The sequence below is a fragment of the Pseudomonadota bacterium genome (genome assembly GCA_016719885.1).
Classification (GTDB): Bacteria; Pseudomonadota; Gammaproteobacteria.
In genome coordinates, this window is the sequence record JADJYF010000026.1 from 300725 (window position 1) to 315103 (window position 14379).

The following is a 14379-nucleotide window of genomic DNA, read 5'->3' on the forward strand; positions in this document are numbered from 1 at the left end:
ACGTTGCCGATCCAAAACGGTGCGCTTCGACGTGCAATAGCGCTGTAGCAGATCAATGGCACCTTGCCATTCGAAGAGTCATGTCGACCGAGCGACTGCCTACTGATGCGATAGGGCGAGCACCATGTGAGTGCGGTCCGGCATCCAATGCGCTTCTTCCGCGCGGCTCTCTTTCGGTTTTCCTCACCGTAGATTTCCAGCCCGGTTGTCCATGCCTTGATTCAAGCTTGAGTGCTGCATCGGTAAGAGGCATGGGGGTAGCACTCGCAATGGAATCTCCGCTACCCCTCTTTCCACCCGCAGCCAGCCCGAATGTCAAACAAGCCCCGACAACATCTCCGGTGACTCGTCGCCGCACAGGTGCGCTATATTTCGCACGATTTTTAACAAACCCGATAAGCGGCGAAGCTTAGAGAAAGAAGCGATGGTGCCCGGAGCCGGAATCGATAAGTCTACGTAGGGCATTGAGTTTTAAGAGATACTCGACATTCGTCCGCTCCGGTTACCCCCGGAATTACCCCACGAGTGCTGAGAAGCATTGAAAGTAGGACCGGGAGGTTCGACGCCCATTGGCGCAACCGATACTCGGGAAACTTCTCATCAGCCTGCCGTTCCTCGCATTCGGGAATGCCCCGGCACCATCTCTTAGGTGCTCGTCTTCATCCTCCTCGTCGTCTGGCGTACTCGCGAAGGCGTTGATAGCTCGGGTCGTTGGCTAGGCTGGCGTCCGACTGCACGATGAGGTCCAGCCCGGTCTTGAGGGTATAGGTTCGTCGAAATGCGTCTCGGACCTTCAGGTTCGCTGCCGTCGATAGCACCGGCGGTCGATCGCGCAAGATAAAAAACGACTTCACCAGCTCAGTACCCCAGTCCTCATGCCGCACCGGCAATCGATTGAGCCACTCGCGATGACGGGGCCATCCAGGAAGATGGCGGTTCATTAAATCGATGAACCCCGGTCCATGGTTCGGCACCAGAAGATGAATCAGCTCGTGCACCAGAATGTATTCCAGACACTCGTGCGGCTTCTTCGCCAAGTCCGTATTGAGTCGAATGGTGCGCGCCTTGGGGTTGCAACTCCCCCAGCGGGTGCGCATGCGCTGCACGAATATGCGCTCGGCGCGTACCCCAAGGTCTGGCTGCCACCTCGCCAACAGGGCCGCCACCGCAGCACGCAGTTGCTCGCGATACCAGGCGTCCATCACCGCCGCACGGTTCGCCACCTCGGAATCGGGCCGAATGCGTAGCGTGAGCCGGCCATGACGCCACTCGACCGACGGCCGCTCGTTCGCTTCGACCACAGTCAAAAGACAACGCCGCCCCCAGACGTAGTGGGTTTCGCGGTTGAGATAGTCGCGCGGGGTCTCGCGTTCCTGGTCCTGCAGATTTTTTTGTTGCTGCCGTATCCAACGCAGCTTCCCGATGGCAAACGACCTCACCGCGTTGAGACTCAAGTGCCTGGGCGCTGAAATCGTCACCCGTCCGTTTGGAGGATGGACGTTCAGGTGCAAATTCTTTATGTCCTTGCGTGTAACAGCGATGGTGATATCGCCAAGCGAGATCATGGTGGCCATCAATATTCAGAGTGCGCCTTGATGATCAGAAACACACGCTCCACCTCGGCCTCATCGTTGCCCAGCAGTGGCAGCAGCGCGGCCTTGATGGTGTTCTCTTTGGCTTGGTTGCCGCGCCACCCGTTGGGCCGAACGCGGCGCACGGTGTCGTCAATGCGCAGAGCCAAGGCCAGCACATCAACAGTCGCGTCACCGGCATAGGCGGATTTCGGCTCGGCGACCTCCGCGGCCGGCTCAGCGATCCCGGGTTGCAGATTGTTGAACAGCGCACGCTTACCCGGCGTATCAAGCTCCTTCGGTGTAGTCGGGGTGCGTCCCGCCTTCATCGGCTCGACCACCTGCGTCGCGATGCGCTTCAGATACTCGGCGTAGTCGATTCGTGCGGCCTTCAGGTCAGCGAGTATCTCGGCCAGCAAGGCCGACATGCGGTCGTAGAAGGCCGGGTCGTTCAGATGTTCCTTGATGATGGTGCTACGCACATTGTTGGCGATGGTCTCAGCCACGGCTTGTGGCTGGTTCTTTATGCCGTTAGGCAAACTGCTGATGGCCGCCGCCATGCCACTCTTGACGATCAGATCCAGCAGCCCCACTTCACCGAAGTCCGAAATGCGGCGCGGCCCGCTCGCTTCGATGTAGGTATCGATGAGGTGACGCATGTCGGCTTCGTAAGCTTTGAGATCGATGGTCTCGTTGCTCGCCTTGCGAATAATCTCGCGAAGTTTGACCGCCCGTTCCACATCGGTCTTGATGCCAGCGCATTGCGCTGGCGAGCAACCCGCACGTGGCAGGTCACCGACAATCGCCGCATAAGCGCGCAGCAACACCGCCACTGCTTTGTACAGCGCCACGCGCTGCGGCTCGCGCATCTGCAGATCGGTCGGGATCTCCACGTTGCCGCAGAAATAGTGGATGTGTTCCAGCTCGCCCTTGGGCGGCCGCACCGGCTCGCACACCAGGGCGAAGGCTTCCAGGGCGTCATCGAGCCGTTCCTTACCCTGCGCCAGGCGGTCTTGCATCATCACTTCGGGGCTCGCGCCACCGTCGCTGTGGTCAAGCTCGGCGGTATAGACCGCAATCGCGCCCTGCACCTTCCTGAACAGGTCCTTGTAGTCGACGATATAGCCGGCGGTCTTGTCTTCGCCGTCCAGGCGATTGGTGCGACAGATGGCCTGAAACAGGCCATGGTCCTGCATGGACTTGTCGATATATAGATAAGTACAGCTTGGGGCGTCGAAGCCAGTCAGTAATTTGTCGACCACCACCAACAGACGCATCTGTGCAGGCTCCTTGATGAAACGTTCTTTGACCGCGTCCTCGTAGGTTTCGGTTTTGGTCTTGCCGGGCTTCGCGTCCACACCCGCGAGGAGCGCGGTATACACGTTGAACAGATACTGCTTTTCCGTTTCAGTATTGGCTCCGGTCTCCTCCAAGGTCACCTGCTTTGCTTGTGGGTTGTAGGAGGTCACCACCGCGCACAGGCCCTTGAGCGGTGTTTTCTGGAATAGCTCGTAGTATTTGCAGGCCTCATAAATGCTGGCCGCCACCAACATCGCGTTACCGCGAGTGGTAATGAGACGCGGCTTGACGCCGAAATCAAAAACCACGTCTTCAACCACCCGCTCCATGCGCGAGCGCGAGCTCAAGACTTTTTGCATGGTGCCCCACTGCTCCCGCAATGCGGCTTTCTGCCAATCGTTCAGCCCTTGGGTTTTAGCTTCGAACCACGCATCGACCTTGTGTTTGGAGCCCAGGCTCTGCTCGATATCACGCGCCTCGTAAACGAGATCCAGCACCACCTTGTCTTCCACCGCCTCATTGAATTTATAGGTGTGGATATAGCTGCCGAACACTTCGAGACTGGTGGCGCGATCCTGCTTCAACAAGGGTGTGCCGGTGAAACCGATGAACACCGCTCCCGGCAGCAGGGCTTTCATGATCTCGTGCAGTTTGCCGCTCTGGGTGCGATGACATTCATCGACGAACACGTACAGCTCGCCGACCGCCGGGCTGGGGGCGTTCTTCAGGGCCGCTATATAGGCCTCGAAGTCGTCCACGCCGCGTTGCCCGAACTTGTGCACCAGAGAACACAGCAGGCGTGGCTTCGCCAGGCCTAATTGAGCCAGAAGGTCGCTGCCGCTGCGGGTGCGAAAGATGGTCTGGCCTGCATCGAGAAACACACCTTCGATCTGCTTATCCAACTCGTCGCGGTCGGTCAGCACCAATACCCGCGCAGCCGGCCTGTTTTCCAGGATCCAGCGCGCCAGCAGCACCATCACTATGCTTTTGCCGCTGCCCTGGGTATGCCAGATGATGCCGCCGCGCCCGTCCTTGATACGCGCCTGGGCGGCCTTGATACCGAAGTACTGGTGCACACGTGGCAGCTTCTTGTCGCCGCCGTCGAACAGCACAAAATCGTGAATGAGTTCCAGCAAGCGCTGCTTGGCGCACAGCTTGAGGAGGTATTTGTCGAGCTTGAACAGACGATTGTCAGCCTCGTCTTCCTTCCATGTCAGAAAGAATTTTTCTTCGGTCTCGATGGTGCCGTAACGCAGTCCTTCGCTGTCATTGCCCGCAATCACCAGCTGCACGGTACTGAAGAACCATGCGTTGAAGAGCGGCTGTTGATTGGAGAGAAGTTGGCGAATGGCGGTGCCGACATCGGCGGCAGCGTTCTTCAGTTCGATCACCGCGATCGCAATACCGTTCAGATACAGCACCAGGTCCGGCCTGCGCTCGTGATTGCCGCGCAGCGTGACTTCCTCGACCAGCACAAAATCATTGGCCTCTGGGTTTGCCCAATCGACCAGGTGCACGGTATCGGTCAACTCGCTGGCGTCGAGCTTTACCTGCACGCCATAACGCAGATGGCTGTAAACCGCCTTGTTGTTGTCGTAGAGACTGCGCGTCTGGTTGTCCGCATCCAGGCGCAGGAGATAAAGCGCGCGGGCGATGTGCGCCGACGAGTAGCCGCGGTTCGCCAGGGCCGCTGCAAACAAAGGCTCGTCGATATTGCTGTTGTCCCGGTCGCTGCGGTCGCCCAGGAAGCGATAGCCGAGTTCGTCACGAAACAGGGCAATGACTCTGTCCTGGGTGGCGCGTTCTGGCTTGCCGATGACATTCATCATGCGCCCTCGTTGATTTCAGCTTCCAGTTTCGCAAGCACGCCGAGAATCTCATCGAATGTGAGTGTGGCACCGAAAATCATATTGGCCATGGCCACGTAGTCGTTGGTTACCGCGCGCAGCACTTCGCCGTCCGGCACCAGCCGCAGGCTGCCGGGCCGGGCCAGGTCGTAGCGCGCCCAGCCACGCGGGTAAAAGCGGTCTTTGAAATCGACCACTTCGGCAAGCAACTGCAGGTCGGCGAGTGCGGCCGCTTTAATCGGGCTGACGGCCATGCGCGCCAGGTCATAGTAGTGCCGCGAATAGCGCAGTGGCTGCGGGTTGCCCGCAGGTCGGTACGCCTCATGGTGGAGGATGGTCGCCTTTTCCCAAAATGTGCGTTCGGCGCGGATCACGCGAACAGTGGCCTGCGCGCGCTTGAACAAGCGGGGGAAGTGCTCGGCAGCGTAGCTGCTTATGGCGCGCTCTTCGTGGGGCATCCATGCCGCGAGCGGGCCAATCTCAAGCCGGACTTCCGGCCGCAGATAGGTATCGGGAAACGCACCGGGATAACGAATGTCGATCACGTGGCCGTCGTCCCGCGAGAGTGCGCAGGTGCAAAAAGGGCTTAGCGCGCCGACGATACGTGGCATCAGGTCGCGACCAATATAGGCCAGCGCCTCGGTCGTGATATCCGACACTACCCTGGCTTGCGCCGAACGCGAGCGGTCGGCGCGCGGGTCACCGCCGGTCAGCTCACGCCAGTCGAGGATCAAATCGATGTCCTCGGAAAACCGCTCGATGACCTGGTACACCTTTGAGAGGCTGGTGCCACCCTTGAACAACAACAGGCGTGCGAGTGTGGGGTCTTCAAACAGGCGGCTTAACACCCAGGTCACCCAGAAGTCCTTTTCGATCACCGCTGGCGTGGTGCCCATGCGGGCGGCGGTCTCCGAGAACAGCGCATTGCGCTCGGCGGCGGGCAGCGCGGCGACGCCGTCCATCAGGCCGCTGTCGCACAGATTTGCTTGATGACCTGATAGACCCAGCCCGTGACGGCGCGGGTGTCCTTGAGAACGCGAGCTCGCTGCCTGGGGTCGAGTCGTTGGCGCACCGCATTCACCACCGCCGGGCCGACGTGGTCTTTGCCCAAGGCCTTCAAGGCCTGCACTACCAGGCCGCTCTCGCGGTACTGGAAGCCTGCATCCTTGAGCGGGGACTTGCGAAATACCAGCAGGTGATTGCCGATGGTGTACTGGCGGCTCGGACCATCCGAGAGGTAGACCCACCGGCCGGGCACTTGGGTTGAGAGACCGAGCAGATTCAGCGCCGCTTCCCCCGAGGGCAGAATCCGCCAATTGAATTTGCGGGCCAGCGCCTGCGCCACCTGGTCGATATCCGGGCTGAGGGAAGCGCCGAGCAGTGCGCTGGTGCGGGGGTAATCGTAGACACCATGGCATACGCGCCGAATCTTCCCGGCACGGACCAGGCCAGACAGCGCCTGATGGATATTTGCCGTCCCGAATTCAGCCACGAAATCGGTTTTGGTAAACGCCCACCCCCTACCGCGCCCATGAATCCTCGATAATATTTTTTTATCAACAGCTTGCATCGATATTGGGCCGCCAGAATTTTCAGAAAACCGAACGGGTTTTACTGAAAATAGCACAGCTCATGAAGAAGTTACTCGTCGGCAACGGTATCGCGGCTCGGCGCGTGTCTTGTAGTACGTACTACATGCCTTCGCGCCACCTTGGGGACGCACTCTCCCCTTCAGCCCTTCACCAGGGAAAAGCTCATCTGGTACCGGTAGAACTGCACCCCCTGTACCGCTGCCAGCGCCCAACGCAGCTTCTGGTCGTCCTCCAGCGCAATGATGGCGCCTTCGACGCTCTGGCCCGCCTCAGCTATTTCGCCTTTGAGATAGCCCATGTATCGCAGAATCTGGCCGACCACGACGTCCGACGCCCGGCCACGTTTGAGCTCCACAACCAGTAACCGGGTGCGGTCATGGCTGATGGCGAGGATGTCGATAGGCCCGGCGCCCGTCTGATATTGCTGGCCGACCCGTTCGCCGTCCTCGACGACAATGTCAAATTCTCGACCGAGCGCGGTCTGCTCCCAGTTCGCGACCAGAAAATCTTCCAGATGCTTTTCCAGGGCAAAGGCATAAGGGTCTTCAACATCGGCAGCCGGCACGGCCAAAGTCCGCCCGGACGCCGTCGCTCCCAGCAACCGCTCGATTTCCTCTCGATACACAGTGAAGGCATTTGGCCCCACCACCGTTAAAGGTACGGCGGTCGAGCGTGCCAACGCCTCCGACATATCGCCCCGCGCAATGCTCTCCGCCAGCCAAAGCACCGGCCGCCGGTGCGGCAGGCTCTGACCAGCGGCGTACACATAGTCCCCGCAAATCTGGCCGACGCGATAATTGCCCTCACCGTCGGGACACAAAACCTGATCGCCATGCTGCATGCCTGCGATCACGGTCCACAGCGCGCCGCAGGCAAGCCCTGCGCCTATGCGCGTCTTGTCCGGGTGGCTGGCAAGATAGACCGGGATCATCTCGTGATTGAAGTCCCGCCATTGCTCGTAGAGCTTGTCGCTCAAGTCCTGCTCAATGCCGTAATCAACCCCGACGAAATTGCCGGCGAAGCACTCCGCCGCGTGGCTGCTCTTGCGCCCGAGCATCAAGCGATAATAGTTCCTCATTTCATTGGCCTCCGCCGCAAGATAATGCCGGCAGCCGGCCCTGCTTGAAATCTGTGTTCATCATGGCTCACAGCTGGTACAGGCCCCGATACCAGCGCGCCCACTTGTCCAGTGCATCATCATGAAGGGCCTCCACGGCTCGCAGCACATCATCGGAATTGAACACGGTAAATTTGCCAGCGTCGGCCACCAGACTTTTGTAGGCCTCAAGCGTTTCATCGAGATGCGGGTTCGCCGGGTGCTTGAGCACTGAAAACGCGGTATCCACGTATGGTCCGCCCTGCTCAGCCGTGAGCGCCTGGGCCAGCAGTTGATTGCGCCAGAGCTGATTCATGCCGCCCTGAAATGGGCATTCGGAATGCGCGGCGCCGCCAACAAAGAGGCCGGGATTACGTTCAGTAATATCCCAGTAATGGCGCTTCTCGCGCTCATGATGAAAACACGCCGCCTTGTTCTGCAGGATTTCTGTATAGCTCCGTGAACAGTCATGCCGGCGATTGTCGCGGTTCTTGCTCTTCGGCCCGCTGCAAACCGTGAACTCCCGCTCGCTCAGCTTGTGCTCAATGAGCCACAGGCAAAGCTCATTCGCAGGGTTTCGATAGGCGATAGCGATATCGCAATCCGTGCCGTGGCTGCCGGCCTTGTCTCCCAAGGGGCCACGATGGGCGACATTCGATGCAAAATTCCCGCCCCAGAATTCGAGGCAGTAGCCGTGGTCGAGCACGTCCACTGCCAAGGACGCGAAATCGGGTTTGATCGCCCGCAAGACATCAGCGGCGGCAGGATGGTGAAGTAACGGCAGGAACATATTGATATTCGCCACCTGCGAACTCGCCATGTGATAGAAGTGCTTGTGAATGCGAAAGGGATTGCGCGCTAGATGCGCGGCCAGGCTCTCCAGTATCGGTGGGTAGAGGTGCGGCATTATCCCGTGCCGCGCGTAGTCGTCCGGCAGGATTGCGTCGTATGCGATAGCCCCGGAGTAACCAGGCTCGGTGGTGATGTGCGCCCACTTCCAATCGATCAGATGGATATAGAGACTTTCCTGAAAGCGGCTCATGCCCCCCGGCAACCGATAGTCCTTCCCATTGGCGCGCGCGATCTGCATTGAGGTTTGGCCCTGGCTTCAACAGCCGTGAGTGACGAGGCTCGCGTAAGCACCTCCCGCGAATGCCGGCCAATGCCTGCCGCTCATGCCGGGATGTCTTCCATCAAAACCTCGACTTTCACATAACGCTGGAATTCAGCGACCGCGGTGAAGCAGCGAAATCCTGCCTGGCTCGCGATGGCGATCATCTCCGCGCTTTCATTCAGCAGCAGCGTGACCGGCTGGCTCAACTCCTCCTGCACGCCATTCGGCCAAGCCAGGTCAAACACCGCCATCTGCTCGCCCGTCGCGCCATCCGCAAAGTCATAACTCATCTGGCCGGCCGGCAGGCCGCGCGCGGTCATCCACGCATTCAGGGCTTCCAATTGTTCTTCCTCGTCTTCACTCGTGATGCCGCCGGCCACCGAAGCCGCGCTCGTTACCGTCGCGGCCGGCCCTTCCAGCCATCGCAGGTCACCATGCAGCAGGTCTTCCATGCGACGGTTGAGTTCTGCCGCGAGCAGCGACTTGCGCGCTTCGAGGAAGTCGCGGAAGTTCTCCACCTTCCACAGTGCCGGGTCCATCGGGATCCATTGCGAGGCCAGCGCGCCGGGATGGGCCGCTTCGACCTGCGGGAAATACACCTCGGGCAGTTTGTCGCTGATGACGAGATTGGTGTCTTTGGTCAGAAAACAGAAATTGGCCAGCGCGTTGACTTCGGGGCGGCGGTAGTGCCGCTTGTAAAGCTGTGCCTTGGGAAAGATGTGATGCACTTCGAGCCGATTCATCTTGCCGAGCAGGCTGGCCTTGAGCGCGATGCCGGTGCCCCAATCCTTGGCCTCGCCCATGCGCGTCAACAGGTAGAGCACCGGGTAGAAGCGCGCGCCCATGCTCCAGCCGGTGAAGTGGCCAGGCTCGGCGCGCAGACCGCTGTGCCACAAACGCAATTGGTCGAGCAGTTTGTCGAGCCCGCCATCGTCGCCTTCCAGGGCCGCGAGATCCTGGTCGATGGAAGACTCCGTTGACCCCGAGAAACGCCCCCACATGCCCGCCTGCACAAACCAGAACAGAAGCTTGTCGCGCTCTTTCTCGCCCATCGCGCCGAGTTTCAGACGCTGGCGTTGGTCCAGATAGCGCGCCATCACCGGCACGCCATAGCGGCCAAAGAACACCTGGTCGTGATCAAGACCGAGCCGGCCGCTGATGAGATTGAGACAGGTGTCGATGTAGCGCGTGGTGCGCTCGAGCGCGTCCTGTATGGCCTCGGCGCTCTGCTCGTGCAGGAACTGGAACTTGGCTTCGCCAGTCAGCACGGTGTTCACCGAGCGCAGCAGCCAATCGAGATTGAAATGGAAATCCGCTTCGCCCCAGTTCTTGAGCCTGGCTTTCATGGTGTCGCGGCCTTCGGGCCATTCGGCGCAGATCTTGGCCAGTGCAAGATCACCCTTTGAAAGCTTGGTGCCACCGCTGTTCACACGGTTGAAGATGTCCACCACCACATCCAGGGATTTATCCGCGCCGGTCACTTCCTCGATGTGGAGGTCAATCTCTGTGACGCCCAACAGCCGGCTCAAGCGCGCGACGTATTCACCCACCTGCGCCGCGAGTTCGGGCTGCGCGGCCAGGCGCGTGACAAACTCCCCCAGCCCGACCGTGCCCTTCTGCATGAGTTCGGTCACGTCTATCCACAGCGGGTCGTCTTTCATCTTGACCGGCTGATAGAACTCGAAGCTCTGCCCCTCAAGATGAAAGCGCAGGCCGCTGATGGCCTGTGCATTGCCATCAAAGAACTTCGGTGGCCGGCCACGCACCACGCCATAGAGTGAGGTCATGCGCTGCTGGCCATCGAGCAAGAGCTTCACCACGCCCGCGGCCAAGGGCCCGTCGCCACGATGGGTGGCGGTGCGTGACTCGGTGGCCCATACCAGCAAGCCCCCAACCGGATGGCGGCGGTAGAGAGAATCGAACAATCCACGCACCTGTTCGCGGTTCCACACATAGCCGCGCTGGAATTCCGGCAGCGCCATGTGGCCGTTGTCGATGTGATCGAGGATGGTGGAGATCTTCATACCAAACGTGTCCTGCCGGTGAGGAGTTCTTGCATCATGGCTTGTTTCAGGGCTTGGGTTTTGCGGCGGCGTTGTTCGAGAGCGGCTAGCTCGGCGTCCATGTCGGAGAGGACGGCGGCGATGGCGGTTTGTTCCGGGAGGGGAGGGACGACCAGTTCAATGGCAGCAAGGGAAGCAGCGCTGATATGAACGACTGCATCACCTTGACCGAGACTAGCCTTTTGCCTTTGTATTGAGCGACTGTTGAGGTAATAGCCCAGAAATACCGAGTCCGCATAGGCCGGCCTGAGAATCACGATGTCGCCGCCCGCATACGCTATGCAATCGTGCACAAAGGCAACTGCCTTCCCTATTTCTTCTTTCGTCTCACCTGAACCCGCGAATAGAACATCGCCCTTTCGCAGCAGAGTTGCAGAGGAGGCAACCGACGGTGACACGAATGAGTTGAACACGCGCACCACGTCGTGATGGTGAGTATAAATCTCGCCGTAGCGAACGCAGGGAAGGTCTCCGCTCGTGGCCTCGTCCTTCTTCACCCCTGAACCTTTAATCAATACGCCAAGGCTGGCCAACGGCTTAACCTCCCATTGGCTATCAAAACCAGGGAGGCGGGTTTGGCCGGTGAGGAGTTGCTGCATGGCGGCCTGTTTGAGGTCGCGCTTCTTGGCGATGAGTCGGTCCAGCGCGCCTAGCAGCACATCCACATCGTTCAACGCGGTGGCGATACTCCGTTGTTCGGCAATGGACGGCAAAGCAATGATGAGATTCTTCATGTCTCCGACATTGAAGTGTTGTTGCGCCAAGCCGCCCTGAGTTCGAATTACCTGCTCCTTCCCAAGCGGCGAATTCACCCAAATGGCCAAATACGACGAGTCTAAGATTGTCGCCTTCGGCCTCGTGATTAAGATATCAATGCAATTGGATCCAGCTTGATGCGGTCTAACAACCGCGCTGGTTCCTGGATATCCCGTGCGCACAGTCAACACGTCACCAGATCGCGTTTGACTCTTTGCAAGTAGCGCGTTGGATTTCTCGCTAATAAAAACCAAATCAATATCGCTGATTCCGCTCTCACGAATGTTCGCCGATCGATATGCCGGTATGCCGTCCCGAACGTAGTACTGCGTCGGCCGAATCACAATCCCGACCATAATTCGGTCGCTCAGATCCGAGCACAAGCGGACGTCCCAGTCATCTGGAATGGTCCCTATTTCAGTCTGCTTAAAGCCGGGCATAACTTCAAAATCGCCCCATCCTAGCAAGGTGTTCATCGACCCGATCATTGAGCGAATCAACCTCATCAATAAGCGACTGCAACGGCGTCGCATACCGTTCAGCAAGCTGCCGAAGTCGCCCAGTCAACGTCTGCGAAACCCGGTCAAGCTCGCCCTGCACGGCGCCCTTGATGGTGGCGAACCATTTGTCATCCACCACCAAGGACTTCACTTCACTCTCACCCAGCTCCCCATAGCGCTGAAACACTTGCGCCGTGAGTTCCTCCTGCGCCGCCTTGAGCTCGGCACTGGCGGCCGCTTCCTGCTCACACAAGCGCAGATAGTCGGCCAATACCGCAAGCTCCTCCGCCGCCTCGGCATCGCCCTTGATCTCCTTCATGCGCGCCGCGACCGAGGCCTTGGTGATCTTGTCCTTGTCGTTGCGCGCTTCGTCCAACAGACCACCTTCCGCGCCATGCTCCTCGGCCAGTTCTTCGAGTTGCTGGGTGAGCGCGGCAAGCTGCGCTTCAGCCTGCTCAATGGCGGCCTGCTGCTCGGCGTAATAGCGCGCGATGACCAGCGCTGGTGGCAACAACTCAGCCTTGTATTTCTGTTTGCCGAGGATGAGATCGGGTTTGTCTTTGGTCTTCTTGTGCTTGTCGTCCAGCAACAGGCGCGGCTTGGCGGCGGCCAGCCAGCCTTCGTCGACGATGAGATAGCAGTCGTCCTGCAGCGTCTCGGCCCAGTAGTCCATGAGGTGCTGATAGATGTCGTAGGCGTCGAGCAGCGGTGCGCCCTCGAAGGCTTTCAGCAGATCCTCGGCCAGGGTTTCGAGCAGGGCCTTGGGGTGGTCACCTTTGGCGAGGGCGTGCAAGCGCGGCGTGTTACGCGTGCGCCAGTCTGCAAAGCGCTGGCCGGCGCTGGCATTGAAGGCGGCAAATTCGGGGTGATTGATGATCGCGGCCTTCACTTCGTCCATGGGCCGCTTCAAATGACTGTAGCCGGCGCGGCCGGCGTCCTCAAACAGGCTCGCGCGCAAGCCGGGCATTACTTGCCAGTAGTTTGAAAGCGCATCGAGGTCGCGATTCGGCAGGCCGCCGCGCAGATGCGCGTCGATGTCTTGCAGGTCTTCGGGCTCGCTGCTGTCGATGTAGCGCGGCAGGTTCAAGTTGTAGTCGTTGCGCGGGTCGGCAATCTCGGCCAGCGGTACGCGCCGGGAATAGCGCGGCACTTCCAGCTGGCGGGTATAGACGTCGACGATTTTGTGGATGTCCTGCTCGCGCAGGCGGTTCTTGTTGCCGTCTTTGATGTAGCCCTTGGCGGCGTCAATCATGAAAAGGCTGTCGCGCGTGGCCGCGCCGGCTTTATCCAGGATAAGGATGCAGGCCGGAATGCCGGTGCCGTAAAAGAGATTGGCCGGCAGACCGATGATGGCCGCCACCATACCGCGTTGCAGAAGATTGCGGCGGATCACACCCTCGGCATTGCCGCGGAACAACACGCCGTGGGGCAGGATGCAGGCGCCCTGGCCGCTGCTCTTCAGCGACCTCAATATGTGCAGCAGGTAGGCGTAGTCGCCCTGCTTGGCGGGCGGTGTGCCGTAATGCTGAAAGCGCTCCCAGGTGTCGTGCTCGGCATCGAGGCCGGTGCTCCAGCGCTTGTCGGAAAACGGCGGGTTGGCCACCACGTAGTCAAAAGTCTTGAGCGCCGCGCCCTCGGTGAAGAGCGGCGCGGCCAGGGTGTTGCCCTGTTTGATTTCGGCGGTCGCGTAGTCATGCAGAATCATGTTCATGCGCGCAAGACCGGCAGTGGCGTTGTCTTTCTCCTGGCCGTACAAGGTCACGCGCACGTCTTTGCCATGGCGCGCCTCCTCGCCCACCTTCAGCAATAGCGAGCCCGAGCCGCAAGTCGGGTCATACACGGTGGTGGCGTTGCTGGTGCTGGCGTAACGAATGCCCAGCACCTGCGCAATCACGCGGCTGACTTCCGCCGGTGTATAGAACTGGCCCTTGCTCTTGCCGCTCTCGGTCGCGAAGTGACGCATGAGATATTCATAGGCGTCACCCAGGAGATCATCGCCATCGGCGCGGTTCCTGGAAAAATCCAGAGCGGCGTTTTCAAAGATGGCGATGAGATTGGTGAGCCGTTCCACCATCTCGCGGCCCGAGCCGAGCTTGGTCGGGTCGTTGAAGTCCGGCATGTCGGCCAATTGATTGGCCTGCGCCAACGGCCCGAGGATGCTTTTATTGATCTGGTCGCCAATGTCGCTCTTGCCCTTCAGAGCCACCATGTCGGTAAAGCTCGCTCCCGGCGGAATGGTGATGGCGGCATAGGGCTGGCCGGCATAGCGGTCGCTGACATACTTCACGAACAGCAGCACCAGCACGTAATCCTTGTACTGGCTGGCATCCATGCCGCCGCGCAGTTCATCGCAACTCGCCCACAGCGAGGAATAGAGTTCGGATTTTTTGACGGCCATGGATCTTTTCTGGTGCAGGTACGGACGGTTGGGCTGTTCGGGAGCCGTGTAAGTGTAAGAAAACCCGATGGGATTACACAGCGCAGCGTACGACTCGCACCCCCATGGTCCGCGAGCAGACTGCGCACCGCGGTTTGAGTAGC

The 14379-nt window shown here is 59.7% G+C and carries 9 protein-coding genes; all 9 read right to left on the bottom strand.

All coding sequences use genetic code 11. The features are described 5' to 3' along the window. Positions 1–659: 659 nt before the first annotated feature. Positions 660–1574 (bottom strand): M48 family metallopeptidase, encoded by a 915-nt coding sequence (locus tag IPM80_22080; GenBank protein ID MBK8961037.1) that lies wholly within the window; start codon positions 1572–1574, stop codon positions 660–662. Next, a complete protein-coding gene (locus IPM80_22085; GenBank protein ID MBK8961038.1) occupies positions 1574–4696 on the bottom strand; it encodes an HsdR family type I site-specific deoxyribonuclease in 3123 nt (1040 codons plus the stop codon). The genes IPM80_22080 and IPM80_22085 overlap by 1 nt, the downstream gene beginning before the upstream one ends. Continuing rightward, positions 4696–5679: a nucleotidyl transferase AbiEii/AbiGii toxin family protein gene (locus tag IPM80_22090; GenBank protein ID MBK8961039.1), complete on the bottom strand. Its 984-nt coding sequence runs from the start codon at positions 5677–5679 to the stop codon at positions 4696–4698. The genes IPM80_22085 and IPM80_22090 overlap by 1 nt, the downstream gene beginning before the upstream one ends. Then, entirely contained in the window at positions 5679–6287 is a 609-nt protein-coding gene (locus tag IPM80_22095; protein MBK8961040.1) for a hypothetical protein, read from the bottom strand. The genes IPM80_22090 and IPM80_22095 overlap by 1 nt, the downstream gene beginning before the upstream one ends. A 161-nt stretch (positions 6288–6448) precedes the next feature. Beyond that, positions 6449–7387, bottom strand: coding sequence for a DUF91 domain-containing protein (locus IPM80_22100; GenBank protein MBK8961041.1), 939 nt, complete (start codon positions 7385–7387; stop codon positions 6449–6451). Positions 7388–7454: 67 nt separating this feature from the next. Then, positions 7455–8495 carry a hypothetical protein gene (locus IPM80_22105; GenBank protein MBK8961042.1) on the bottom strand — a complete coding sequence of 347 codons (1041 nt, stop codon included), beginning with the start codon at positions 8493–8495 and terminating at the stop codon, positions 7455–7457. Between the two features lie 83 nt (positions 8496–8578). Further along, complete coding sequence (locus IPM80_22110; GenBank protein MBK8961043.1) at positions 8579–10543, bottom strand: DUF262 domain-containing protein; 1965 nt, start codon at positions 10541–10543, stop codon at positions 8579–8581. Further along, complete coding sequence (locus tag IPM80_22115) at positions 10540–11814, bottom strand: restriction endonuclease subunit S (GenBank protein MBK8961044.1); 1275 nt, start codon at positions 11812–11814, stop codon at positions 10540–10542. Before IPM80_22115 ends, IPM80_22110 begins: the two co-directional genes overlap by 4 nt. Continuing rightward, entirely contained in the window at positions 11783–14236 is a 2454-nt protein-coding gene (locus tag IPM80_22120) for a type I restriction-modification system subunit M (GenBank protein ID MBK8961045.1), read from the bottom strand. Before IPM80_22120 ends, IPM80_22115 begins: the two co-directional genes overlap by 32 nt. Positions 14237–14379: the final 143 nt, after the last annotated feature.